This is a genomic window from Microbulbifer hainanensis (assembly GCF_014904735.1).
GTDB classification, from domain to species: domain Bacteria; phylum Pseudomonadota; class Gammaproteobacteria; order Pseudomonadales; family Cellvibrionaceae; genus Microbulbifer; species Microbulbifer hainanensis.
Window position 1 is genome coordinate 165,020 of the sequence record NZ_JACZCR010000027.1, and the last position, 26,070, is coordinate 191,089.

Annotated in this window: 22 protein-coding genes; 5 read left to right on the forward strand and 17 right to left on the reverse strand. The window is 57.5% G+C overall.

Annotated features, from left to right (window positions below; genetic code table 11):
* Positions 1 to 29: 29 nt before the first annotated feature.
* The 4 genes from IG168_RS10495 to ppsA all read right to left on the reverse strand — a co-directional run bounded on the left by IG168_RS10495 (position 30) and on the right by ppsA (position 5,068).
* A complete protein-coding gene (locus tag IG168_RS10495) occupies positions 30 to 872 on the reverse strand; it encodes a DMT family transporter (protein ID WP_193164337.1) in 843 nt (280 codons plus the stop codon).
* 197 nt (positions 873 to 1,069) lie between these two features.
* Positions 1,070 to 1,549 (reverse strand): ribonuclease E activity regulator RraA, encoded by a 480-nt coding sequence (gene rraA, locus IG168_RS10500; protein WP_193164338.1) that lies wholly within the window; start codon positions 1,547 to 1,549, stop codon positions 1,070 to 1,072.
* 140 nt (positions 1,550 to 1,689) lie between these two features.
* Complete coding sequence (locus tag IG168_RS10505; RefSeq protein WP_226876787.1) at positions 1,690 to 2,232, reverse strand: L,D-transpeptidase family protein; 543 nt, start codon at positions 2,230 to 2,232, stop codon at positions 1,690 to 1,692.
* A gap of 472 nt (positions 2,233 to 2,704) precedes the next feature.
* Positions 2,705 to 5,068, reverse strand: coding sequence for a phosphoenolpyruvate synthase (ppsA, locus tag IG168_RS10510; RefSeq protein WP_193164339.1), 2,364 nt, complete (start codon positions 5,066 to 5,068; stop codon positions 2,705 to 2,707).
* 186 nt (positions 5,069 to 5,254) lie between these two features.
* On the opposite strand from ppsA, the gene ppsR reads away from it, so the two are divergent.
* From ppsR to IG168_RS10525, 3 genes are all read left to right on the forward strand, one after another.
* On the forward strand, positions 5,255 to 6,082 hold the full coding sequence (gene ppsR, locus IG168_RS10515; RefSeq protein ID WP_193164340.1) for a posphoenolpyruvate synthetase regulatory kinase/phosphorylase PpsR: 828 nt from the start codon (positions 5,255 to 5,257) through the stop codon (positions 6,080 to 6,082).
* A 77-nt stretch (positions 6,083 to 6,159) separates the two neighbouring features.
* Entirely contained in the window at positions 6,160 to 7,491 is a 1,332-nt protein-coding gene (gene pabB / locus IG168_RS10520; protein WP_193164341.1) for an aminodeoxychorismate synthase component I, read from the forward strand.
* A gap of 175 nt (positions 7,492 to 7,666) precedes the next feature.
* Positions 7,667 to 7,948 (forward strand): hypothetical protein, encoded by a 282-nt coding sequence (locus IG168_RS10525; protein WP_193164342.1) that lies wholly within the window; start codon positions 7,667 to 7,669, stop codon positions 7,946 to 7,948.
* A 79-nt stretch (positions 7,949 to 8,027) separates the two neighbouring features.
* On the opposite strand, the gene cysB is transcribed toward IG168_RS10525, so the two are convergent.
* The 5 genes from cysB to IG168_RS10550 all read right to left on the reverse strand — a co-directional run bounded on the left by cysB (position 8,028) and on the right by IG168_RS10550 (position 14,723).
* A complete protein-coding gene (cysB, locus tag IG168_RS10530) occupies positions 8,028 to 8,996 on the reverse strand; it encodes an HTH-type transcriptional regulator CysB (RefSeq protein ID WP_193164343.1) in 969 nt (322 codons plus the stop codon).
* 194 nt (positions 8,997 to 9,190) lie between these two features.
* Positions 9,191 to 10,093, reverse strand: a complete 903-nt coding sequence (locus tag IG168_RS10535) for a 5'-nucleotidase (protein WP_193164344.1) — start codon at positions 10,091 to 10,093, stop codon at positions 9,191 to 9,193.
* Positions 10,093 to 10,773 carry a TetR/AcrR family transcriptional regulator gene (locus tag IG168_RS10540; RefSeq protein WP_226876790.1) on the reverse strand — a complete coding sequence of 227 codons (681 nt, stop codon included), beginning with the start codon at positions 10,771 to 10,773 and terminating at the stop codon, positions 10,093 to 10,095. The genes IG168_RS10535 and IG168_RS10540 overlap by 1 nt, the downstream gene beginning before the upstream one ends.
* A 138-nt stretch (positions 10,774 to 10,911) precedes the next feature.
* On the reverse strand, positions 10,912 to 13,245 hold the full coding sequence (locus tag IG168_RS10545) for a TonB-dependent receptor (RefSeq protein WP_193164345.1): 2,334 nt from the start codon (positions 13,243 to 13,245) through the stop codon (positions 10,912 to 10,914).
* A gap of 170 nt (positions 13,246 to 13,415) precedes the next feature.
* Entirely contained in the window at positions 13,416 to 14,723 is a 1,308-nt protein-coding gene (locus tag IG168_RS10550) for an NAD(P)/FAD-dependent oxidoreductase (RefSeq protein ID WP_193164346.1), read from the reverse strand.
* Between the two features lie 292 nt (positions 14,724 to 15,015).
* Here IG168_RS10550 and IG168_RS10555 point away from each other — a divergent pair, with 292 nt between their 5' ends.
* Complete coding sequence (locus IG168_RS10555) at positions 15,016 to 16,350, forward strand: glutamine synthetase family protein (protein WP_193164347.1); 1,335 nt, start codon at positions 15,016 to 15,018, stop codon at positions 16,348 to 16,350.
* A gap of 439 nt (positions 16,351 to 16,789) precedes the next feature.
* Positions 16,790 to 18,922, forward strand: a complete 2,133-nt coding sequence (locus IG168_RS10560) for a M4 family metallopeptidase (RefSeq protein ID WP_193164348.1) — start codon at positions 16,790 to 16,792, stop codon at positions 18,920 to 18,922.
* A 106-nt stretch (positions 18,923 to 19,028) separates the two neighbouring features.
* Here the strand turns inward: IG168_RS10560 and IG168_RS10565 are convergent, their stop codons facing one another.
* The 8 genes from IG168_RS10565 to IG168_RS10600 all read right to left on the reverse strand — a co-directional run bounded on the left by IG168_RS10565 (position 19,029) and on the right by IG168_RS10600 (position 26,070).
* Complete coding sequence (locus tag IG168_RS10565; protein ID WP_193164349.1) at positions 19,029 to 20,687, reverse strand: alanine/glycine:cation symporter family protein; 1,659 nt, start codon at positions 20,685 to 20,687, stop codon at positions 19,029 to 19,031.
* A gap of 178 nt (positions 20,688 to 20,865) precedes the next feature.
* Entirely contained in the window at positions 20,866 to 21,876 is a 1,011-nt protein-coding gene (locus IG168_RS10570) for a D-cysteine desulfhydrase family protein (RefSeq protein ID WP_193164350.1), read from the reverse strand.
* An 80-nt stretch (positions 21,877 to 21,956) separates the two neighbouring features.
* On the reverse strand, positions 21,957 to 22,289 hold the full coding sequence (gene yajC / locus IG168_RS10575) for a preprotein translocase subunit YajC (RefSeq protein WP_193164351.1): 333 nt from the start codon (positions 22,287 to 22,289) through the stop codon (positions 21,957 to 21,959).
* Between the two features lie 119 nt (positions 22,290 to 22,408).
* A complete protein-coding gene (locus IG168_RS10580; RefSeq protein ID WP_193164352.1) occupies positions 22,409 to 22,855 on the reverse strand; it encodes a helix-turn-helix domain-containing protein in 447 nt (148 codons plus the stop codon).
* 446 nt (positions 22,856 to 23,301) lie between these two features.
* On the reverse strand, positions 23,302 to 23,775 hold the full coding sequence (bcp, locus tag IG168_RS10585; protein WP_193164353.1) for a thioredoxin-dependent thiol peroxidase: 474 nt from the start codon (positions 23,773 to 23,775) through the stop codon (positions 23,302 to 23,304).
* 84 nt (positions 23,776 to 23,859) lie between these two features.
* Positions 23,860 to 24,381, reverse strand: coding sequence for a DUF2244 domain-containing protein (locus tag IG168_RS10590; RefSeq protein ID WP_193164354.1), 522 nt, complete (start codon positions 24,379 to 24,381; stop codon positions 23,860 to 23,862).
* A 92-nt stretch (positions 24,382 to 24,473) separates the two neighbouring features.
* Complete coding sequence (locus tag IG168_RS10595) at positions 24,474 to 24,908, reverse strand: hypothetical protein (RefSeq protein ID WP_193164355.1); 435 nt, start codon at positions 24,906 to 24,908, stop codon at positions 24,474 to 24,476.
* Positions 24,909 to 25,089: 181 nt separating this feature from the next.
* On the reverse strand, positions 25,090 to 26,070 hold the full coding sequence (locus IG168_RS10600; RefSeq protein ID WP_193164356.1) for a malate dehydrogenase: 981 nt from the start codon (positions 26,068 to 26,070) through the stop codon (positions 25,090 to 25,092).

Here is a 26,070-nt window from a genome sequence, read left to right on the forward strand (position 1 = left end):
ATATCAGCTCACTATGATAGGCGACGAATTCAAGCCAATGCCAGTGCACCGATCCCACTGCAGATGATCAGCGCCCCAATCAACCGGCGCGGCGAAAAGCGTTCGCGCAATGCGTAAACGGAAATCAGCGACGCAAACAGGATGCTGGTTTCGCGCGTGGCGACGACTGCCGCAACCGGCATTATTGATGTCGCCCAAAGGGCCACGGCAAAGCCGCCACTGGCGAGCAAGCCGGAAGCAGAGCCGCGCAGAAAATTAGAGCGGGCAAAGGAGAGGCCGCGCAGCGGCTGGGTCAGCAACACCGCCAGTAGAATCCCCGCCCCTGACAGAATTTCCAACCAGGCAACAAAACTGAGCGGATTGGCGACAGTGCGGACGCCGGCAGCCCCGAGCGTGGTGTAACCGGTGATTGCAACGCCGGTGCCGAGGGAGAGGAGGATCCCTCCGCGCGAAACCCGCAGCTCCCGCATAATCAGCGCGAAGATCCCGCAGGTCACCAGCAACACCCCGGCTATTTGCAGTGGCTGTAGCGATTCATCGAGAAAAAGCAGTGCAGCGGTAGCGACCAGCAGCGGCGTGACGCCACGGGCGATGGGATAGGCCGTGCTGTAGTCCAGCGCGCGGTAGGATCGCGTGAGCAGGTAGAAGTAGAAGTACTGAAAAACCGCACCCCCCAGCAGGTAGCCGAAGGTTTCGGATTGCGGCAGGGGCAATTGAGTCGCCAGTATTGCGCCGAGTAGAAGGCCGACGCTGCGGATCATCGCCAGCTGCAAAAAGCCTTCACTACTGTTTTTGACCACCGCGTTCCACGTGGCGTGGGCAAGGGCCGACAACAGGATCAACCCATAGACAAGAGATTCAGGTACTACCAAGGCTACAGCTCGGATTTAAAAGCGTGCTGACCGTCACAACAGATCGAAACGATTCCCCGAACTCAGCGGTAGGTCGTCTAACTTCGTTGAAATACAGCCAGTTTCACAACACCCTGTCCGCACCGGTTATTCCGGGCGTGTTGTCCGGAGATTTTCGCAGGCGCCCGTTTGCCGCAGCAATTTCACACTGACCTCTTTCAGATCAGCGCGCGCGGGGAAACGATCACGCCGTTATTGTCTGCGTACAGGAATTCCCCAGGCTTGAAAGTCACACCTCCGAAAGTCACCGCGAGACCTCGCTCGCCGATACCCTTCTTTTCAGTTTTCATTGGGTGAGTTCCCAGTGCCTGTACCCCTAACTCTAGTCCAGAAATCTCATCCACATCGCGAATGCAGCCATACATGATGATGCCTTCCCAGCCATTGGCGCAGGCTTTTTCCGCAAGCTGGTCTCCCAGACAGGCGCGCCGCATGGAGCCACCGGCATCCACTACCAATACTTTGCCGGTCCCCTCTTCGGCAACCAGCTCGCGCACCAGGGAGTTATCTTCGAAACATTTGATCGTTACGATTTCGCCGCCGAAATGTTCGCGCCCGCCGTAGTTTACAAACATGGGCTCAACGACTTGCACCAGCTCGGGGTGGTTATCGCAGAGGTCCGGGGTGGAAATGGTCATGCTTTCCTCTCGAAATCTATTGGGTTCACTCGATGCAGATAATAGCGGCTACGGAGGTCTGAAGCAGTCACATACAGTGATACCGGGTATTACCACCATGGATAATACCCGGTATCGAGTAATTATGACGTTGCAAGTGGTTAGTAAGTGACACGCACCGGTGTGCCTACCCGCGCATGCTGAAAGAACTTGCGGGCCATATGCGGCGGCATACGGACACAGCCGTGGGAAGCTGGATAGTTGGGTACATGGCCGGACGCGTGCATACCGATGCCGCCATTGAAGCGCAGGTAGTAACTCATTTTCGCTCCGCGATAATAAGTTCCAGGCGGGCGACGATCCCTGCGGGTATTCACATCCGCCTTGACGACACGGCCTGTCCGCCGATCGACATAACTTCCGTAAATCGTCGAGCGGTGATTCGGGCGTTTGGCCAGCACGCGGAAATGCCCCGGACTGGTGCGGTGACCGCTCTTACCAGAGGACACCTTGGAGACGCCCACCAATGTGCCACCCTTGTAAAAATAGGCGCGTTGTTCAGACAGAGAAATGGTGATCGAAGACGCGCCGGATATATTTGCCGCTGCATAATCATCAAACCAGTTGACACCGCGGCGGTCGGGGTTGGCCCAGCCCGTTGCGGACAACAGCATCGCCACGCAGAACAGCAGGCCGACACGCATTCGGAAATTCCAGATTTGTCTGTACGTGTGCATAGATCACCTCACTCACTTGATCTGGTTTCAGCCGATTACCGGCACCGTCAATGCCCTTAATCTCCTGCCCCAGTAATCACCAGTGGTGGCGAACTCCTTTTCCGCGAATTGTGCAACACAGTTTTCAGTTTTTATTTCGCTTTAGGACTATTCGGATTCTATTGCGTGAAGTCTGGATACTTAGATTGAATTATTCTCTGGTTGCCCAGTGTTATTGAGTTAGCGCTTGTCGATAAGGTGGAACAGGTAATGTCACCACCTAGTTGGCGGGTAATGGGGAGGAAAGCGTTGACATATTCAGCGCGGGAGGGAAACAGCAGTCTAAATGAAGGTATTCGCAAATGTGCCAGGTGGCAGACTGGGCGGGCCGAGTACAGGGTTGCATTACAACTCTCGCCCATAAAAAAAGCGGCCCCGAGGGGCCGCTTTGGGAAGACAATCAGCCTTCTTCGTTGGCGAGGAACAACCAGGTATCCACGGCGGTATCCGGGTTCAGGGAGACGCTGTCGATCCCCTCGTCCATCAGCCAGCGGGCAAAATCCTTGTGATCCGACGGCCCCTGGCCGCAGATCCCGACGTATTTCCCGGCTTTTTTACAGGCCTGGATCGCGCGGGACAGCAGCAATTTCACCGCTGGATCGCGTTCGTCGAACAGATCTGCCACCAGGCCGGAATCCCGGTCCAGCCCCAGTGTCAGCTGGGTCAGGTCGTTGGAACCGATGGAGAAGCCGTCGAAGTGCTGCAGGAACTCCTCCGCCAGCAGGGCATTCGATGGCAGTTCACACATCATGATGATCTTCAAGCCACCTTCGCCGCGCTTCAGGCCATTCTGCGCGAGCAGATCGACCACCTCGGCCGCTTCCTGAGGTGTCCGCACGAACGGCACCATGATCTCGACGTTGGTGAGGCCCATTTCGTCGCGCACTTTTTTCAGCGCGCGGCATTCCAGCGCGAAGCAGTGGCGGAAATCCGCGGAGCGGTAACGGGCTGCCCCCCGGAAGCCCAGCATCGGGTTTTCTTCACTGGGCTCGTACAACTGTCCGCCGACGAGGTGCGCATATTCGTTGGACTTGAAGTCCGACAGGCGCACGATGACGCGGTTCGGTGCGAAGGCCGCTGCCAGGGTTGCGATGCCCTCAACCAGCTTCTCCACGATGAAATCTTCCGGAGAGGCGTAGCCGCCGATGCGCTCGCGGATATTCTTCTGCAGGTCTTCAGGGAGCTTATCCAGCTCCAGCAGAGCCTTGGGGTGAATGCCGATCATGCGGTTGAGAATGAACTCCAGGCGCGCGAGGCCAACCCCCTCATTGGGCAGGTGGCTGAAGGCGAAGGCGCGATCCGGGTTACCCACGTTCAACATGATCTTGAACGGGATTTCCGGCATCGAGCTGACTTCGGTTTCTTCCCGCTCGAAGTTGAGCTCGCCCGCCATCACAAAGCCGGTGTCACCCTCGGCACAGGAAACGGTCACCGGGGTGCCGCTTTTCAGCAATTCGGTGGCGTTTCCGCAACCGACAACGGCGGGAATACCCAGTTCGCGGGCGATGATCGCCGCGTGGCAGGTGCGCCCACCACGATTCGTTACGATCGCGCTGGCCTTCTTCAATACCGGCTCCCAATCCGGGTCGGTCATATCGGTGACCAACACCTCACCGTCCTGCATCGCAGCCATATCCTCGACGGATTCGAGCACCCGCACCTTGCCGGCGCCGATACGCTGACCGATGGCACGGCCCTCGCAGAGCACTTCGCCGCGCTCGCGCAGGTGGTAGCGCTCGATGCTGGTGCCGACATCGCGGGAGCGCACAGTTTCCGGACGAGCCTGGACGATAAACAGCTCGCCGGTATCGCCGTCTTTGGCCCACTCGATGTCCATGGGGCGGCCGTAATGCTCCTCGATCTTGCGCGCCTGGACGGCCAGATTGGTCAATTCTTCGTCCGTCAGGGCAAATCCGAGTCGATCTTCCTCCGCAACCGGCACTGTCTTGACCGACCGGCCACAATCGCCGCTCTGGTCGTAGACCATCTTGATCGCCTTGCTGCCGCGATTGCGGCGCAGGATTGCCGGGCGCCCGGCGTCCAGGGCGGGCTTGTAGAGATAGAACTCATCGGGGTTCACGGCGCCCTGCACGACGGTTTCACCCAGGCCGAAGGCCGCAGTGATGAAGATCACGTCGCGGAAGCCGCTCTCGGTATCCAGGGTAAACATGACGCCCGCGGCGCCGGTTTCACTGCGCACCATGTGCTGGATACCGGCAGACAGCGCTACGCCGGCGTGGGCGTAGCCGGTGTGGACGCGGTAGGCGATGGCACGGTCGTTGTACAGGGAGGCGAACACCTCATGCACCGCCTGAAGGACCGCATCGATGCCACGGATATTGAGAAATGTCTCCTGCTGGCCGGCAAAAGAGGCGTCCGGCAGGTCTTCGGCAGTGGCAGAAGAACGCACGGCTACCGCGGTCTCGCCGCCGCCGAGAGCCTCATATCCGTCACGGATTTCCTGTTCCAGCTGCGCCGGGAACGGAGTCTCCAGAATCCAGCGGCGGATCTCCTCGCCGGCCTTGGCCAGCGCAGTCACGTCGCCGACATCCAGGGACAGCAAGCGGTCAGCGATACGCTGTTCGAGCTGTTCGTGGGCGAGGAAGGTGCGGAATGCCTCAGCGGTGGTGGCAAACCCGCCGGGTACGCTCACGCCGGCACCGGCCAGGGATGAGATCATCTCACCCAGCGATGCATTTTTACCGCCGACCTTGTCGACGTCCCCCATACCCAGTTTTGCGAATTCAATGGTGAAGTTCGTCAAGTGAACGCCCTCTGCAGCAGGATTTGTGGCCGCCGATTATAAGGATGGGTTTTGTAAAAAATAGCCCGTAAAAAACGCGAAAAATGTTGTAAATTTTCTACAAAATTGAGGAAGTCGAAAACTGACGCGACTTCACGGGGTTAAGCGCGTTAGGATGTGGACCAGCAATGAAAGCACGGAAGTCCCATGGCACTAAATAAGCGCACGGCATTTTTCATTTCCGACGGTACCGGCCTGACGGTAGAAGCGATCGGTCACAGCCTGCTAGCCCAGTTTCGCGACCAGCATGTCGAGCAGGTCACCCTGCCCTACGTGGACTCCAGGGAAAAAGTCCACCAGGTACTGCAGCGCATCGAAAAGTCGGCAAATGAATCCGGGATGCAGCCGATCATCATCACCAGTATCGTCTCGAACCAGATCCGGCGGGAACTGCACCAGAGCTCCGCGTTGATGCTCGACGTCTTCGAGAGCTACCTTACCCCGCTGGCAAACCTGTTCGGTACAGATCCCGCACAGTCAGTAAACGTCTCCCATGGCATTGCTGACGATCGCCGCTACAGTGACCGCATTGAAGCCGTGCATTTTGCGATGGATAACGACGACGGTCGCCGCGTGCGCGAATTCGAGCGCGCCGACATCATACTTGTGGGCGTTTCACGCTCGGGTAAAACCCCTACCTGTCTTTACCTGGCATTACAGTTCGGGTTGCGGGCCGCCAATTACCCGATCACTGAAGAGGATATGGACTCCACCGCGCTGCCAAAAATCCTGCGACCCTATCGCAACAAACTGTTCGGATTGACGATCGACCCCCGCCGTCTGATGAGCATCCGGCAGGAGCGCCGCGCCAATAGCCGCTACGCTTCTATGGAGCAGTGTGAGTTTGAAGTGCGACAGGTAGAACAGATGCTGCGGCGAGCGCAGGTGCCCTTCCTCAATGCCACACAACTTTCCGTGGAGGAATTGGCCACCCGATTGATGTCCCAAGCTGGTATTGAGCGGAGAATCGAGTAAAGTAGCCGCCTTTTTGCGGTCCGGCTCGCGGTACCGCGCTCGCAGCGGTCCGTAGCGAAGAGGCAGTTTCACTCAATATGCAGATCGTCTCCCTGCCCTATTCCATTAATACACCGGTGGCCTTCCAGGCGATCGCAGATATGCCCGCCCCCGTGTGGCTGGACAGCGGCCAGCCCCTGGCCCCCGGCGGGCGCTTCGACATCATCAGCGCCGATCCCATTGAGACACTATCGCTGGCCGCCGATGCGGAAGACCCGTTCGCGCAACTCGACGATCTGTTGTGTGAACTGTGCCCGCAGGACTTCGATGCCCAGCTGCCCTTCAGTGGCGGCGCCATCGGTTATGCGGGCTATGAACTGGGAATGTCCGGGAATTTTCTGCCCGCTGACACGCGCCCGACCGGCCTGCCCGCCGGTTTCTTTGGACTGTACAGCTGGGCACTGATCGTCGATCACCAGCTGCGCGCCAGCCACCTCGTGTTTCATCCGGCCTGTACGCAGCACCAGAAACGCGATCTGGTAGCGCGCTTTACCGCGGTGCGCTGGCAGACTGAGCCCCGCTGCGGCAAGTTCTCGCTGCACGAACCGTTTGCCCACGAATTGACCGAAGCCGATTACTGCGCTTCGGTTGAAAAAGTACTGGCCTATATCAGGGCCGGCGATATCTACCAGGCCAATTTCACCCAGCGCTTTCACGCGCCCTGCGAGGGCGACGCGTTAACCGCCTACCTGGCACTGCGCAAACGCGCCGCCGGACCGTTTTCCGCCTATCTCGACCTGCCTCAGGGACAGCTGTTGAGCCTGTCTCCCGAACGCTTTATCCGCGCTGACGGCGGCAGCCTGCAGACCGAGCCCATCAAGGGCACCGCCCCCCGTTCCGCTGATCCCGATACCGACGCCCGCGCTGCCGAAGCACTACAGCAGAGCGCCAAGGATCGGGCGGAAAACCTGATGATCGTGGATCTGCTGCGCAATGATTTCGGCAAGCTGTGTCGGCACGGATCCGTACGTGTCCCACGACTGTTTGAACTGGCCTCCTTCGCCAACGTGCATCATCTGGTGAGCACGATAACCGGCGAGCTGGACGACGATCACAGTTTCGCCGAACTGCTGGCGGCCTGCTTTCCCGGCGGCTCCATTACCGGGGCGCCAAAACGCCGCGCCATGCAGATAATCCGCGAGCTGGAGCGGAGCCCCCGGGGCGTCTACTGCGGCAGCGTGGGCTACATCAGCAGCTGCGGGCGCGCGGATACCAATATCGCCATTCGTACGCTCACGGTGGCCGAAGGCCATATGACCTGTGCTGCCGGCGGAGGTATTGTGGCGGACTCCAGCCCCGCAGCGGAGCACGAAGAGTGCCTGAGCAAGGTGCGCTTGCTGCTTGAAACCGCGGAGCAGTTCCTCGCCTGAGAGACGACGTTCACCGATCGGCAAAGCCAGGTCTCGAGTAGACTAAAAGTTATAAAACTATCCACTATTGATATTTCAAAGTTATTAGCGCTTTTGCTAGATTCTCCGTCATACGCCGCATTCCACCATAAGTGGCTTAATGCGCAGGCTGGATTCTCTGAGAAAGGAAGTGGATGTGAAGATTACGCTGGTCAAAAAAGTGCTTGCTGATGGCTCGCCCTGCGCCAAGTGCAATGATGTGCAGGAAAAGCTCGAGCAAAACGATCAGCTGCAATTTATTGACAGGACCGTAATTGCCGATGTGCGCGATCCGCAGAGCGAAGGGCTTGAATTGGCGCGAAAATACAATGTGGAGCGGGCACCGTTTTTTATTGTTGAAGAAGACGGTACTGAGCCAGTGATTTTCACCGTGTATTTCAAATTTGCCAAGGAAGTACTACAGGCCAAAGCATCCTGATGCCCCGGAAGACAATGTCAGCAGGTGTATAAAAAAACGCGGCTCTCGGCCGCTTTTTTTTGTTGAACTCACTTCGCCGTCAGTAAACCGGCAGCTCCAGTCCGGCAAAAATCTCGTCGACTTCTGCCCGTGAAGCAGCGTGCGCAGCCTGATCCACCAGCTCTCGGGTCAGATGCGGGGCAAACTGCTGAATAAACTCGTACATGAATCCGCGTAAGAAAATACCCTTGCGGAATCCAATCTTGGTGATGCTGGGCTCAAACAGCTCACTGGCATCCAGTGCGACCAGGTCGTCCCCTTCGTCAACGGCCATATCCGCCACGATTCCGATACCCAACCCGAGCCGGACGTAGGTCTTGATCACGTCGGCATCCGCCGCGGTAAATACCACTTTGGGCGACAGTCCCTTTTCCAGGAAAGCCTCATCCAGTTTTGAGCGCCCGGTGAAACCGAAAACATAGGTAACGATCGGGTGCTTGGCGACTTCTTCCAGGCTCAATTTACTGACGTGGCACAAGGGGTGATCTTTCGGTACCAGAATACACCGGTTCCAGCGGTACACCGGCATCATCACCAGATCACTGAACAACTCCAGCGCCTCGGTAGCGATGGCAAAATCCGCAGTGCCGTCGGCGGCCATTTCAGAAATCTGCATCGGCGTCCCCTGGTGCATGTGCAAGGAGACATCCGGATAACGGGCGATAAAGGCTTTGATGACGGTCGGCAGTGCGTAGCGAGCCTGGGTGTGGGTAGTGGCGATGGACAGACTGCCCTTCTTGTCGTTACTGAATTCCTGCGCAACCTGCTTGATGTTTTCCACCTTGCGCAGAATTTCACCAGCGGTTTTCAGGATTGCCTCGCCGGCGGGTGTGACCCGGGTCAGGTGTTTGCCGCTGCGGGCAAAGATTTCCACGCCCAGCTCGTCTTCCAGCAAGCGTATCTGTTTGCTGATACCCGGCTGGGAGGTATAGAGGCTCTGTGCTGTCGCAGAAACATTGAGATCGTGATGGGCCACCTCCCAGATATAGCGCAACTGCTGCAGCTTCATAGATTCTCCCTAGCGTTCCCTTGCCTGCAGACTCAACCCCGCTGCGGCTCCCCGATAGTTATAAAAACCGTCTAAGTTTATGCGAGAAAAGAATAGCAGCCAAAAGCGACCGGAGCCAACTGCGGGAGAATATTTTCGTGTGGCGAGTTCACACTTGGAGCCACGCTCTGCCCAATTAGAGCAAATGAGCGCTCTCAGGCTTCCTGATTGGCGATACCGTGGGGAACATGGCCTGTGGCGACGTGCTCCGCCGCGGATGCACAGTGATTTGGCTGATCGTCGAAGAAAACATCGGCGCCGAAGGCTCGCAGGAACTCTCCCTTGGGCAGGCCGCCGAGAAATACCGACTCGTCGATGCGCACATTCCAGGCGCGCAGCGTGCGGATGACCCGCTCGTGAGCGGGTGCCGATCGCGCGGTGACGAGTGCTGTTCGAATCGGACAGCTGTCGGCCTTGAACTCCGACTGCAACCGCTGCAGGGCCTCGAGAAAGCCCTTGAAGGGCCCACCGCCCAGGGGCTGTTGTGCTGACGCCCGTTCGGACGCGGCAAAGGCGGCGAGACCATCCCGCTTGAAAATCTGCTCTGCCTCGTCGGAAAAAATCACCGCATCGCCATCGAAGGCAAAGCGCAGGGTGTCGTCCGCGTGGCGCTGGCTGCCGCCCGCAACCAGCGTGGCGGCGGCGATGCCCTGCTCCAGTGCCCGACGAACGTCGCGGCCGTCGGTAGAGAGAAACAGATGGCAGCCAAACGGCGCGATATAGCGATAGGGGCTTTCACCGTTACAAAAAGCCGCGCGGGTGATATTGAGGCCGTAATGCTCGATGGAATTGAACACACGCAGGCCGGTGTCGGCGCTGTTGCGTGACAACAGAATCACCTCCACACGGGGTTCACCTTCGAGGCGCTCGTTGATCTGCAGGAATTTTTCCACCAGCGGGAAGGCATCGCCCTTTTCCAGCACGTCGTTCTCATGAGCTATCTGGTAGTCCGAGAAAGCATCCAGCCCCTGCTCCTCAAACACCCGGTGACTGTCCTGCAGGTTGAACAACGCACGGGACGAGATCGCGATAACAAGCTTGTCGGACAATTGCGGCATCAGGGAGCCTCCACGTCATCGAGGTCGCCGGGACGGGATTCGTTGCGGTGGGCGTCGAGCATAGTCAGCAGCATCTGCTGCAGGTCGGCCTGGGTCCGCTGCGAGCGCACGCCCCGCTGGTTCACGATGACGAGGAAAATAGCGTGACAGGTCTCGAGCGTGGCACGGGCCAGGCGGTTCATTTCATTCGGGGGACAGAGAAAGCCGAGCCGCTGAAACATACCGGTAAGGTGGGTAATGATCAGTTCATCGTGGCGCTCGTCCAGTTCATGGAGTTCGGGAATGCCCCACATCGCCTGCACCAGTGGCAACAGGCCGCGCTGCTCCCGGTAGACGGCCAGCAGGCACTCGATGAGCTCGGCAACGAAACCATCAAGCGCCATGTCCTCCAGGTTGCGCTGCTCCAACTCCTCCAGTGCTGCGGTCATGCTCGCCAGCCACTGCTCTCCCATGGCATAGAGAATGGCGTGCTTGTTGGGAAAGTAGTGATAGAGAGAGCCCACAGAAACGCCAAGCTCCTTGGCGATCAGAATTGTGGTCAGGTCATTGAGCCCCACTTCTTCGAGCAACCGGCCAGTGGTATCGAGAATCTGCCGGGTACGCTCCCGGGCGCGGGCCTGAACCGGCTCGCGGCGCGGTGTCAGCTGGCTTTTACGTTTGCGCTGTTCCAGATTGGACAAGATGCTTTTCCTTTTCTCGGTTGCCCGCAGTTTACCACCAATTTCAAGCCATTATCGCGCCCGGGGTTGCTCCCGTAAAAACGAAAAACCGGCGCAATGCGCCGGTTTTTCGTTCATCCTGTGAGAGATGAGAAACAATCAGAAGCGATAGTCGAGGTTCACACCCACTACGCGGCCCCGCGACGGGTCGGTCTTGGTTGCCGGGAGGTTGTACAGCGCCTCAGCATAGCCCCAGTGGTAGTACTCTTCGTTCAGCAGGTTTTCGGCGTAGATGCCGGCGGTCCAGCTTTCGTCCGGTGCGGTCAGCGCCAGACGCACGTTGGCGACACTGCGGCTGTCCAGCTTCACGGCTTCGGTGTTTTCCAGGTCGGAGAACTGCTCGCCAGTGTAGGTGTATTCCGCGGTGTAGGTGATTTCACCCAGACCAGTCGGCTGGTGGTAGGTCAACGCACTGGAGGAGGAGAAATTCGGCGAGAAAGCCATTTCATTGCCATTGCAGTCTTCACAGAACTCTTCCGGTGCGCCGGTGAACTTGGTACCCAACCAGGACAGGCCCCAGTACAGATCCAGGTTATCTGTGATTAGCCAGCGGGCATCTACTTCCAGGCCGTGCCCCTTTGATTCACCCACATTGCGGGTGATCGCCGCGGCCCCCACCCAGAAGGCTTGCTGCATATTATCGTAGGTGTACTGGAAGGCCGCCGCGTTGATCGCAAGGCGGTTATCCAGCAGACGCGCCTTCACACCGAGTTCGTAGGACAGAACATTCTCTTCGTCGAACTTGCTCGGCTCAGCGTTGCTGGCGTCCACCTCGTAACCGTGGTCGTCGAGCCATGCGTACTGGCTGTCCTCGTCAGTGCCGTAGGCCGGATCGGTGATGTGGTAGGACAGATAGTCGAAACCGCCGGACTTGTAGCCGGTGGCCACGCTTCCGTACACGGTGACGGCCTCGCTGAGGTCGTGATTCAGGGTGACGCGACCGGAGACGTTGCTCCAGGTGTTATCACCGGTGATCGGACCATCGGTATACATGGCCTGGTAGTTCCAGCCCCCGGTCCAGGTGTCCGGCCACGGGGAGTCGACGGAATACTTCTTGGTATCCTCGGTGTAGCGCACGCCGAGGCCGAGGCTGGTGGCTTCGCTCAGGTCGAATGTGGTGTTCGCGAACACACCCCAGCCGCTGAATTTACCCACGGTGTTGGCAGCTTCGATGGACAGTTTGCCCGGGGCGTATTCCCAGGGGTCACCCTCGAAGCCGAAGAACTCGTCAATCGCATCTTGCGGCAGACTGGCACAAGTGTCGAAGGTACCGATACCCTCTTCCCACTCGTCGGCGTAGATGCCGTCACAGATGAAATCTTCGTTATCGATACCCGCCAGGTCCGCGTCGATGTCTTCCTTGTAGTAGGAAGCACCCAGCACGTAGTTGAACATGCCGCTGTTGTTGGACGTCAGACGGAATTCCTGGCTGAAGAAATCACCGGTCTGGTCGCGCGTATAGGTATCGACCGGATTGGCGGTACCGTCGAAGTCCTCGGCGTAGGTGTAGTTGTGGGTCTTGTAGCCGGTGATGGAAGACAGCGTGGTGCCGCTGGCCAGGTCGTGCTCAATGGTCAGGATGGCATCGCCGATTTCGGACTCATCTTTACCCTGGGCGTCGTTGTACACCTGGTCGTAGGCGCCCTTGGTATCCAGTGCACGGTAGATGGTGCCGTCGCCTTCGCGGTCCTCGTACTGGGCAACCAGGGTCACGGTGGTGTCCTGCATGCCGCTGTAGACCGCCGTCATACGCATGGCGTTGTCTTCGCTGGCACCGAGGTCGCGACCGCCAGCAAGGTTCTCGATGTTGCCGTCTTCCTTGTCGTGGTAGGTGGCGATACGCACTGCGAGGTTCTCGGTGACCGGCAGATCGACTGCGCCCTGGAAGTTTTCCCGGCCCAGCTGCCCGGCACCGACGGAAATGTCGCCACCGAAAGTGTCGCCCGGCTTGCGGGAGACCATGGAAATGGCGCCGGAAGCGGTGTTGCGGCCGAACAGGGTGCCCTGCGGCCCCTTGACCACTTCGACCCGCTCCATGTCATACATGCTCGGCGTGGCGCCGGTACGGCTCTGGTAGACGCCATCGAGGAAGACGCCCAGGGCCGGGTCGCTGCCGGTACCGAAGCTGTTGTTGTTGACGCCGCGCACGGAGACGGAATCGAAGAAGGAATCGTTGGTCTCGCCGGAAATACCCGGGGTCATCGAGAACAGGTCTTTAAAACCGCTCATGTTGCGGTCTTTGAGGGTGTCGCCGGTAAAGGCGCTCACCGCCATCGGTACGTCCTTCAGTGACTCCGCACGCATCTGTGCGGTTACCGTCACCTCTTCGATCTCCGCCGCTGACGCGCCGGTGCTTACCGCGATGACAACAGCACCGATGGCCGAAGCCAGCACGTGCTTGTGGTTGTTGTGTGGTCTCTCTGTAACAGGCATGGTCGTCCCCGTCATTTTTGTTATTCAGGGTTTGCGCATCCGATACCGCCGATGGCTGCACCCAAGCGATTGAACTTGAAGGTCTGTTATCCCACAAACCGAATGATTATTCAAATTCGAAATGCTGCTCCTACACAGTGCATGGCTGTGCCCGATTCTGATGCAGTCGATCAGCTACCGAGCTTGTCCATGAGGCTGTAATAGAGCATTCCTGTCACCAACCCTGGCCAGCGCAGCAGTGTGCCACCGGGAAAGGTAGGTGTTGGAATTTGCGCCAGTATATCAAAACGCTCTTCTGTACCAGCCACCACCTCTGCAATTAATTTGCCAGCGAAAGTGGCCGTCGGAACACCGTGGCCGGAATAGCCCTGGCTGTAGTACACGTTTGGCTCCAGACGCCCCATATGCGGCATCCGGTTTAGCGTAATCGCCAGTGTGCCGCCCCAGCCGTAGTCGATTCGGGTATCGGCGAGCTGCGGATAGACCTCCAACATGTACTTCTTAACAAAGCTGCGGATATCCTGCGGGAAGCGCGATGTATAGTTCTCGCCGCCACCGAAGATCAGGCGGTTGTCCCCGGAAAGCTTCCAGTAATTGATGACGAACAGGGTATCCTGCAGGGCGAAGTCGTTGGCAATCAGCTCATGGGCCAACGCCTCAGGCAGCGGCTCGGTCGCGAGCACGAAATTGTTGATGGGCATAATCTTGCCCGCCATGCGCGGTTCCAGGTTGCCCAGGTATCCGTTACAGGCCAGCACGACATTCTTAGCGCGCACCTGCCCTGCCGAAGTCTCCACAACACAAGGAGCACCTCCTCGATAGCTGGTGACCCTGCTGTGCTCAAAGAACTGTACGCCGGCCGCTGCAGCCGCATCGGCGAGCCCCAGGGCGTAGTTGAGCGGGTGCAGATGCAGCGATCCGTTATCGACCTGCGCACCAAAATAGCGCTCGGAGCCCACCAGCGCCCTGGCCTCTTCCTCTCCGATATACTCCATCTGGTCGTAGCCATAGCGCTTGTTGAGCAGCTCTACCTCGGCTTTCAAGTCCTCGTTGTGGCTGCGTTTAGCCGCGAGATGCATGATGCCGCGCTTCATATCGCATTGGATATTGTGCTTGGTGATCAGGTCCTCGACGGTCCTGACCGCCTCAACACCCATATCCCAGAGCTGTTTCGCAGTATCGAAGCCGAGCATTTTTTCCAGGTCTTCCTGGCCTTTGCGCTGCCCGACACCGACATGCCCGCCATTGCGACCGGATGCGCCCCAGGCGACCCTTTCCGCCTCTAGCACCACAACCTTGTAGCCGCGCTCGGCCAGGTGCAGCGCTGAAGACAGGCCGGTATAGCCGGCGCCGATAATGCACACATCGGCTTCCACTGTACCTTCCAGCGCCGGATAGACGGGCGCAGGGTTGGCACTGGCGGCGTAGTAGGAATCGGTGTGTCCGATCAATTTGTTCACTGTACCGGTGGCGGTCATAGATACGTCTCCAAGCTAGGCTTCGGCAACCCGGCCTCCCGGGTAGCCCGCCGGCAATTCGGCAAAAACCGAACAATCATTCAATTTATATTGAATAATAATTCGGTTTCTTGTCATAATCAAAGCCTGCGAACGAAAAACTGGTTCGTTCGCACTTTTGCCCGGCACAGCCTCGGCAATTTCTGGGCTTTCCCGCCCCTAAATGTACGACGGCGCCATCTCTCCACTGGAGACTCCGGGCGTATACTAATGCAACCCAACACGGGGCAGATCATTTCGATCAAGGTGCAAAATGGACAAGATTACAAAGTGGCTCGCAGAACACGATATTTCCGAAGTGGAGTGTCTGGTGCCCGATATGTCCGGCAATGCGCGGGGCAAATTTACCCCCACGGACAAATTCCTGACTCAGGACAGCCGTCTGCCGGAAAGTATCCTGGTACAGACGGTAACTGGCGACTATGTGGATGAGCACAACGAGCTAGTAGACCCGGCAGATACCGATATGCTGCTGGTCCCGGATCCGGATTCAATTCGCCTCAATCCGTGGGCCAACGAACCGACGGCGCAGATCATTCACGACTGCTATACCCGGGACGGCCAACCGCACCCCATCAGCACCCGCAATATACTGAAGTTCGTGCTGGAAAAATATGCGGAAAGAGGATGGAAACCGGTCGTAGCGCCGGAAGTGGAATTCTATCTGATCAAGCGCAACCTGGATCCCGACGAGAAGTTGTCAGCACCGGTGGGCCGCTCTGGCCGCACAGAGAAGACGCGCCAGTCTTACAGTATCGACGCGGCCAACGAATACGAGCCGATCATCGAGGATATGTATGATTTCTGCGAAGCGCAGGGTCTTGATGTCGATACGCTGATTCATGAGTCCGGCACCGCGCAGATGGAGATCAACTTCCTGCACGGCGACCCACTGAAGCTGGCGGACCAGGTTTTCACTTTTAAGCGCACAGTGCGTGAGACTGCCCTGCGCCACGGTATTTATGCCACCTTCATGGCCAAGCCGATGGAGCATGAGCCGGGCAGCGCGCTACACATTCACCAGAGCATTGTCGATGCGGAAACCGGCAAGAATATTTTTGTCGATGACAACGGCCGGGAAAACGAAACTTTCATGCACTTTATCGGGGGCATGCAAAAGTATACGCCGGGCTTTATCAGCTTCTTTGCACCGAACGTGAATTCCTACCGTCGGTTTACGCCGGAAATTGCAGCGCCGACCAGCCTGCACTGGGGCTATGACAACCGCACGACAGGATTGCGTGTGCCGGACAGCTCTCCGCAGGCCAAACGCCTCGAAAACCGCTTCCCGGGTGCGGACTGCAACCCCTACCTGGCAATCGCCACGTCGCTGGCCTGCGGTTACCTGGGAATGGTGAACGAGGTCAAACCGAGTGCACCCTACGAAGGGGACTGCTCTTCGGAGCCGATCACCCTGCCCCGTACGCAGGAGCATGCCCTCAGCCTGTTGCTCGAATGCGACGAGGCAGCCGAAATGTTTGGCGAAAAGTTCGTCCGCGCCTGGAGCGCCATCAAGCGCGATGAATATGAAGAGTTCAACCGCGTAATCAGCTCCTGGGAAAGGGAGTTCCTGCTGCTGAACGTCTAGTGCGTATATACCACTGGAAAGCCCCGCTCGCGGGGCTTTTTTTATGCCCACTAGAACTTTGACGATCGTACGCAATATTCATCCTTTTCTAGGATGGCCATCTTTTCAGTGTGACTGATTGCGCAAAGATAGTGAAAAATTACAAAATATGAGGTCTGAGCCTCACCCTGCCCTTGTTCACCTCAATCCGCCATGTAATCTGCCAGACGTCCGGTAACACCGGGCACTGGTTTGAGAAAGCGGAGCACCTCTGCCGCCAACGCGGCCCCTTCCCGGTACTCCGGCCTGTCTTCTGAAGTCTGACCACACCACAGTCCCGTTTTCGTGCACTGTGCCCGCTCGCCGTGGAGGTTTCTGCAGTCCGGGCGCGCAGGCGAAGGAGAACCCTAGCAGCGCGATGCGCGGACTCAAGCAAAAAAGCAATAAGGAAAAACAGTCAATGAAGCGTCTAATAGCATTCAGTTGCACACTGGCAGTGGCAGTTGGTGCCCAGGCGGCGAACCGCGTTCCGGCGACCCCGGATATGCTCAACGCCCAGGCCCTGGCCGCCACTACGGGGAATGATGTAAAACTGGAAATGGTGCGCTCGCGCACACTGCCCAATGGCAAGACGGTATCACGATATGAACAGTCGCATCGTGGCATACCTGTATGGGGCCAGTCGGTAACCAGCAGCGGCCAGGGTGTGGCTGCCGAGGTTTCCGGTGATGTAATCACTGGCCTGACTCTGGAAGTGCCTTCTGTCAAAGCATCGATCAAGGCTGACAATGCCCTGCGCCGGGCCATGGATCACATGGTAAATCAGCGCGCTCAACAGGGCGTACTCAAAGGCGCCCTGTCCTTGCCAGCCCTGCAGCTTGCCGCCAAAAACCGCACCGAGCAGCTCTACGTACACGTGGATGACCAGAATCAGGCGCGACTCGCCTATCTGGTGAGCTGGGTGGAGTATGGAGATGAGCCGTCCCGACCGTTTTATTTCATCGACGCCCTCACCGGTGAAGTGCTGGAACACTGGGAAGGTATCAACCACCAGGATGCAACAGGACCGGGTGGCAACCAGAAAACGGGCCAATATTTATACGGCACGGACTTCCCGCCGCTGCAAGTCGACAGCAACTGCGCGATGAATACCGCCAACGTCGAAACGGTGGACATGAACAATGCCACCAGCGGCGGCAGCATCTATTCATTCACCTGCCCCTACAACGACTATCGCGCAATCAACGGCGCCTACTCGCCACTGAATGATGCACACTTCTTTGGCAACGTCATCTTCAATATGTACAACGACTGGTACAACACTGCACCGTTGACCCAGAAGCTGCGCATGCGCGTCCACTATGGCAACAGCTATGAAAACGCCTTCTGGGATGGCACCCAGATGACATTCGGTGACGGGGGCAGCACTTTCTATCCGCTGGTTAGCCTTGATGTCTCTGCCCACGAGGTCAGCCACGGCTTCACCGAGCAGAATTCCGGACTGCAATACTCCGCACAACCCGGCGGCATCAATGAAGCCTTCTCTGATATGGCCGGTGAAACCGCGGAATACTATATGCGCGGCAGCAACGACTGGCAGGTAGGCGCGGACATCTTCAAAGGCAGTGGTGCGCTGCGCTACATGGACAATCCGACACAAGACGGCAACTCCATTGATAATGCAGCCGATTACTACTCGGGTCTGGACGTTCACTACAGCTCAGGTGTCTACAACCGCGCCTTCTATCTGGTCGCCACCAGCAGCGGCTGGGACACTCGCAAGGCCTTTGACGTATTCCTGCTCGCCAACCAGATGTACTGGAACTCGACCAGCGATTATAACGACGCAGCGTGCGGCGTTATGTCCGCAACCGGGGACCTGGGCTATGACCAGGCAGCAGTTAGCAACGCCTTCAGCTCCGTAGGCATTTCCACATCCAGCTGCGGTGGAGGCAGCACTGGCAGCCAGCTTGAGAACGGCGTCGCTGTTACCGGCCTGTCCGCAAGCACCGGCAATACTGTCCAGTACACACTGGATGTTCCTGCCGGGGCCTCCAACCTGTCCTTCCAGATCTCCGGCGGCACTGGTGACGCAGACCTCTATGTGAAATTCGGTTCTGCACCCACCACTTCCAGCTATGACTGTCGGCCATATCTCAGCGGCAACGCAGAAACCTGCACCATCTCCAACGTTCAGCAAGGCACCTACTACGTAATGGTCCGTGCCTACAGCAGCTTCTCCGGCGTCAGCCTGGTCGGCAGCTATGACGAGAATGGCGGTGGCGGCAGCGGTAGCGGCTGGACCGAAACCAACCTGTCCGGCAGCCAGGGTTCCTGGCAGCACTTCACCCTGAACGTCGACTCTGGAATGTCTTCCCTGGACGTACAGATGTCCGGCGGCAGCGGTGATGGCGATCTGTATGTACGCTACGGTGCGCAGCCCACAACCAGCAGCTGGGACTGCCGCCCCTACAAGTACGGTAACAACGAAAACTGCAGTATCAGCAACCCGCAGTCGGGCACCTGGTATATCAGTATTCGCGGTTACAGTGCCTATTCCGGCGTAACGCTGGACGCCCAGGCCAATCCTTAACCGAGATTGACAGGGTAAAAAAAGGGCAGCCAATGGCTGCCCTTTTTTATTGCCGGTGTCAGTGTGGCTTCATGCACGCAGGATTGCGAGGCAACCTCACTGAACTCTATTTGTGGCTGGGATCTTTCCAGTAATCTTTTACGGTCTGCTTCATTTCTTTCGCCAGGATGCTGATTCCGAAAAGGTTCGGCAACGTCATAAGCACAATCGCCACTGCCGACAGGTGCCAGACCAGCGTCGTATCCGCTTTCGCCGCCCAGAAGAATGCCACCACGTAAACCAGCCGGTACGGCATTACCGCGCGGGGGCCAAACAGGTAGATGATCGAGCGATCCCCGTAATAGGACCAGGCAATCGCTGTGGAGAAGGCAAACAGCAGGATACCGATTGTCACGATATAGCTGCCGTAGTCACCGAAGAAGCCCTTCTGGAAGGCGCGATTGGTGAGAGCGACCGAGTGCAGCAGGGAGTTGCCCCAGACCTCCACATTTGGATTGGCGAATTGACCATCCACTACTGTCAGCACACCGCTGTAGTTGTCATCGCCAACCCGGTATTCCACGTCCTCGGCTACAGATCGCGCATTGATGATCGTGAATTCATCCTGATTCAATGCGTGGCCGTCCGCCACTACGACCGATCCGTTAAATGGCTTGGCCTTGCTGTCATTGCCGCGCAGGAAGTTAAACAGTTCACTTACATCGCCGGACTCTTGATCAGAGTATACGCCCGAGACAACCGTCATATCGGCACGCTCGAACTTGTTCATGTACTTTTCAGTCCACACACCAGAAGAGAGAATAACCAGACCAGTCAGAGTACAGATGATGATGGTGTCGATAAAAGGTTCCAGCAGCGACACCATACCCTCGGATACCGGTTCATCCGCCCGCGCCGCGGCGTGCGCAATCGGCGCAGAGCCCTGCCCCGCTTCGTTAGAGAACAGGCCGCGGTTGACGCCCTTGTTAAACGCGTAAGCAAAGCTCGCCCCGAGGAAGCCACCGGCGGCCGATGTGCCATTGAAAGCGTCGCGGAACACCGAAACAAAAGACGGGACAATATTCTGGTAGTTATACAGAATCACTGCCAGTGCGCCGATGATATAGAGCGCCGCCATGATCGGAACGATTGTGGAGGTCACTTTGGCAATGCGCGTGATACCACCAATGATCACCATCCCCAGCAAAATCGCCAGGACGCCACCGGTGACAGACTTATCGACCCCGAAGGTATCGAACATGGCCTGGGCAATGTTGTTCACCTGCGGCAGGCTGCCGGTACCGAAAGAGCTGATTACTGTTGCGACGGCGAACAGAATCGCCAGCCACTTCATATTCAGTCGACGCTCCATGTAAAACATCGGACCGCCGGCGAAGTAGCCGTCCGCTGCTTTAATGCGGTACTTGTGTGACAGTGTCACTTCGACGAATTTTGTGGTCATGCCCAGAAAGGCTGTCATCCACATCCAGAACAGCGCAGCGGGGCCGCCGATGGCGATTGCCAGACCAACACCACCAATATTACCGGTACCCACGGTACCAGACAGCGCGGTGGACAGGGCCTGGAAGTGAGAGGCGTCACCGGGGTCACCGGGCTTGTCGTATTTCCCCTGGACGATTTTGATCGCGTGACCAAAATAACGCAGCTGCGGAAAACCCAGGTAGATGGTGAAGAATAAACCGACCCCTAGCAGCACGTAGGGAAACCAGAAGGCGCCGCCAAGCATGCTGTCCAGTTGCAACAGCCATTTATCAAAGGTTTCCAAAAGTGACCCCCACTACTCTAATTTATATCTGTTTATTTTCTATACAGCGGTAGTTGCTGTTTGCAGCGCAGATTAGCAGCTTACGCTAAGCGATTGAACTGCCCATAGTAATGGGAGTCCTGATTCACTACCAGTTTATTGCGGCCGTCCCGGGTTTTGCGCAATTCCGCCGCTGTGGTTACGCCAGAAATGAAAACTTTTCCCTGTGGGGGAATAGCCCGAACTGGCCGCCGGTGTGTACAAATACCAGGTTTTCACAATCGCGATAGCGACCGCTGTGGAGTTCCTGCAGCAGCCCGTAAAACGCTTTTCCGGAATAAACGGGATCCAGTACAAGGCCCTCCAGCGCAGCCGCTTCGGCAATGGTTCTATAAACCGGTTCATCGGCGACGGCGTACCCCGGCCCGATGTATTTCGCATTCACCTGGACGTTGAGTGAATTTTCGTCAACCTGGTGCCCACTCAACTCAGACCAGTGCGCGATATCTTCGCGCACCTTGCGCTGGAAATAGGCCTCGTCGTCGCAGACAGCAAAGCCGGTAACCTCGGTGGATACGCCGAGCTGCTGACAACCCAGTGTCAGTCCCGCCTGGGTGCCTCCACTGCCGGTTGCACAGATGATATGTTCCGGCTCAAAGCCGTTTTCCCGGCAGTCATTCAATAGTTCTTCCGCCCCGGCGATATAACCCCAGATGCCGAGGCCGTCACTGGCACCAGTGGGAATGCAGAGTGCCTTGTGGCCCCGCTCGGTGTAATAGTTTTGCCAGTAAGAAAAGAGCTCGGGTAGCTCGGCAAAATACTGGCGCGGCGGGTAGAAGGCGGTAGCGGCACCGGCGAGCTGATCGACCAGTAGATTACCGTCTGCCGCGCCACTGTGCTCCCCCCGCAGAATCAGTTGTACGCGCAGACCAAGGCGTGCCCCCACGAGCGCGGTTGTGCGGCAGTGATTGGACTGGATACCCCCGCAGGTGATCAGGGTGTCGCACTCCTGCGCACGCGCGGCTCCCGCAACAAATTCCAGCTTGCGCAGCTTGTTGCCGGACATGGCCGTTTCGGTAAGGTCATCCCGCTTGACCCAGATCTTGGGACCACCGTGGGGGACTGAATATTTTTCCGTAATGCGCTCTAACGGCTGCAGTGGGGTGGGCAGTCTGGCGAGGGAGATCCGGGGTGGATAGTTCAGGGACATTGTAGCTCTCACTTCGATGGCACCTACAAAAAACCCGGCGCTTGCCGGGTTCTCGCTGGCGTGGGTTTATCTCACGCAAGTCAGATTTTCTTGATCGTTCCTTTTGGCAGGATGGCGTGCACCGCTACCTTCTGGAACTTCAACGTCATGTTGTCGGCCACTTCCAGAACGATGTAATCGTCATCGACCTTCTCCACTCGGCCCAACATTCCGCTGGTCATAACTACTTCATCCCCTTTTTTCAGGGCGCCGACCAGTTCCTGGTGCTCTTTCTGACGCTTGCGCTGCGGGCGAATAATAAAAAACCACATAAAGCCGAACAGGCCTGCGAACATCAACAGGGTAATCAGTGGGTTGCCCTGAGGCGACGGGGCGGCGTCCTGCGCCATAGCGGCGGGAATAAAAAAGCTCATGCAAATCCTCAAAGAGTTAGCTAACAAAAATTTTGGCCAACTCTAACGGGTTTGAACATGCTAGGCAACGTACCGACCCAGGTCATGTGTACCCGGGCCGGCACTCGATGGCGACAGGGTCAGAAGCGCTGGCGCACCTGGCGTCTGTAGCCCGTAGGTGACATACCCGTCCAGCGCTTGAAAGCACTGGTAAAACTGGTTCTGTCTGAGAAATCCAGAATGCGGGAAATCCCATCAACGCTCAGTGCCGTATCCTTGAGGAAGTGCACTGCGTGGCGGAAACGCACATGATCACGCAGGGAGGCAAAGCTGAGGCTGTGCTCCTGCAGGCGCCGTTGCAGTGTACGTGTCGACATGCTGAGATCGGATGCCACTGGCCGGATGGCAAGCGACGCTTTGCCAATACGCTGCTCGAGTACGTCGATAACTCGCGCGGCGATGCCAAAGCTTGTAGCTTCCGGCGGCGCCAACAGTTGGTCCAGAATATTGGGATCTCCCGAAATTCTGGCCTGCTGCAGGGGCTTGTCTTCTGAGAGCGATGTCTGGTCTGGCTGAATTTGGTTCATCGAGCTGCTCCTTTTGAGTTCCGTGAGCCGCAGTTATTGTTCTAATGTCCGCTTCCTGCGAACCCCTTTTGCCTCAACCTGCCACCAATTTTGGTATTAAAGCGGGCTACTATCCGGGTGCCGGGATACACCTGAAACTGACATCGAATCCTTCACAGAGCTGTACAAATATTAAACTATTCGCTCCGGCAACTTCCCTTTGACTTACCACTCCGGTACCGGCGCACCTTTCCTTCACACCAGCCAGTATAGACCAAGAAATCTGAATGCAAGGGGCGACAAAGAGTTTTTTTTGATCGTGTCACAAAAGACAGTTGAGCGCCAAAAAGGTACGTTCGTACCTATGTTTTGGATATTCAAAAGAAATTGGCGAAGCGGGGTGGGAGGTGGCGACGGGAGCGGCCAGTATGGCGCCACTCCCGTGGAAGGCAGTCGCGGGCGGACAATTACAGATTGTCGTCAATCCACTCGAGTACGTCGTCGTGATGGGTCTTCGTTTTGACCTTGTCGATGATATGGCGAAGTCGGCCACTCTTGTCGATGATGAAAGTGGTCCGCAGTAGCCCCATAAACTCCCGGCCCATAAATTTCTTCAGTCCCCAGCAGCCGTACTTATCGGCAATCTTGTGGTCGTCGTCGGCAAGCAGGTCAAAATTGAGTTCGTGCTTTTCAATAAACTTCTGCAATTTGGCTTCCGGATCCGGACTCACCCCAAGTACCACGGTATCCCGCTTGGCAAATTCCTTGGCACTGTCGCGAATTCCGCAAGCCTGGGTGGTGCATCCCGGAGTCAGGGCCTTGGGATAGAAATAGAGCACCACATTGCTTTGGTCACGGAAGTCTTTCAGCGACACCTTTTCTCCATCCTGATTGCGGAGTGTGAAAGCCGGCGCCAGGTTGCCGATCTTGGGAAAAGTCATAGAAACCCCCTGTAGTACTGTGCGGAAAAGTGGCGGGGATTATAGCGAAAAGCGGGGCCGCTGGCGGGGGCCTTTTCGGCCCCTTCAAAACTCCTGTAGCTGGTAGCCTTTTTCTTTGCGTGCGCAGATGCCGCATTCATTGAGTTTGCGAATGAGATTCGCACGCTCTGCATCGGTGAGGAAGTCCCCCACCTCCAGGCAACCTTCCGGACCTGCGAAGCTAACAGAAGCCGGCTCTGTTGCACTACTGCCCATGCGTACCAGTACCGCGAGGCTACCGCGAGAGAACTCCTGGTGATAGACACTCTGCTGCCGGTGCCCCTTACAGCAGTCCAGCACCACCCGTTCGCCATTGATTCGAATGACTTCGCGGCGTGTGCTTTCCATGTAGACGTAACCGAAGAGTACGGCGAGCAACAGCAGCTCGAGTCCGGCGAAAGGCAGTATCATCCAGGCCCCAGCCAGCGCGAATGCGAGGCTGATGCCGAGGGAAACAGCAACGAGGGACACGAATACCCACAGGTTTCCCGAAAATGAAAGAGACTGGTTAGGCTGCAGCAGGATACACGCGCTGCGCTGGGAGGTGCGACCGACTTCAGTGACCATAGTAACGAGTCCGGGTACTGCATGAAATTCAGTGTAGCACCGCCCTCCCCGTCCCAGTATTCAGGCCATAAGCCCCTGATTTTAAAGGGCGATCAGCGGATCTCGATATTGTGTCGCCTGCGGTAAAGGGCCCGCTCCTGTTCGAGGGAGAGCGACCTGCGGGACACTGCCAGGCAGACCAGGATGCCCAGAAAGGCCACAGACAGACTCATGGCATTGGCACCTTCATGACTGAGCGCGAAAAACAGGATTGATCCGCAAGCCAGGCTCGCAGCGAAACGGCATCCGAGCCCGACAGGCCTACCCAGGAACTTGGTCGCGAAGCCCGCGAATAAAGCCGGTAGTAGAAAGACCAGCAGTGGTACCCGGTTGGCGAAATCCGCCAGAAACAGAATGCCCACCACGGTGGCAACAGCCGCGGCAATCAGGCTGATGAGATAGCTCTCCTCGCGGGCAAGTTTCTCAAGGACACGCTGCTCGCGGTCGATCTCGAGATTGCTTTCCGGCGGTTTGAATAAATCGTCCACGAAAGGGTTCCCTTCCCTGTTTGTTCGCTTTGCCCCTCTACTGCCGAAGGAACCTTTCTTCCCTGCTGTTAGCGGCCATGCCGGGGCAGCGCTGGCATTCAAGGCCTGAATTTACACACAAAAAAACCCGCAGCAAAGTGCGGGTTTTTCCAATCTCCGGGCCGGCTTGTGGCCAGAGATTTTACGGCAGCAGGTGTGCTACGGCATCGCGCTCTTCCGCCAGTTCCTGCTCAGTCGCAGTCATTTTCTCGCGGGAGAAGTCATTGATGTCGACGCCCTGGACAATTTCCCAGTCACCGTTTTTGCAGGTGCAGGGGAAAGAGTAGATCAGGCCTTCCTGAATACCGTAAGAGCCGTCACTGAAGACACCCATGCTGGTCCAGTCGCCCTCAGCAGTACCCAGTGCCCAATCGCGCATATGGTCGATGGCGGCATTGGCTGCAGAAGCCGCGGAAGACGCACCGCGGGCCTTGATAATGGCGGCGCCGCGCTGCTGTACGGTCGGGATGAAATCGTTCTCGTACCAGTCCTGCTCCACTTTATCCATTGCGTTGGCACCGGCCACCTTGACCTGATGCAGGTCAGGGTACTGAGTGGAAGAGTGGTTGCCCCAGATGGTCATGTGGGTGATGTCGTTCACGCTGGAATCGGTCTTGTTGGCCAGCTGCGACAGGGCGCGGTTGTGGTCAAGACGGGTCATTGCGGTGAAGTTGCGCGGATCCAGGTCCGGCGCATTGCGCTGGGCGATCAGCGCGTTGGTGTTGGCCGGGTTACCCACTACCAGCACTTTCACATTGCGCGAGGCTACATCGTTCAGCGCCTTGCCCTGAGCGGAGAAGATGGCAGCGTTGGCTTCCAGCAGGTCCTTGCGCTCCATACCCGGGCCGCGCGGACGAGCGCCGACCAGCAGAGCGTACTCGGCGTCCTTGAATGCGACGGTAGCGTCGTCAGACTGGACGATGCTGGCGAGCAGCGGGAAGGCACAGTCTTCCAGCTCCATGGCGACACCTTTCAGCGCTTCCAGCGCCGGGGTGATTTCCAGCAGCTGCAGGATAACCGGTTGATCTTTACCCAGCATTTCGCCGGAGGCGATACGGAACAGCAGCGAATAGCTGATTTGACCGGCGGCGCCGGTAACAGCAACACGAACAGGTGCTTTCAC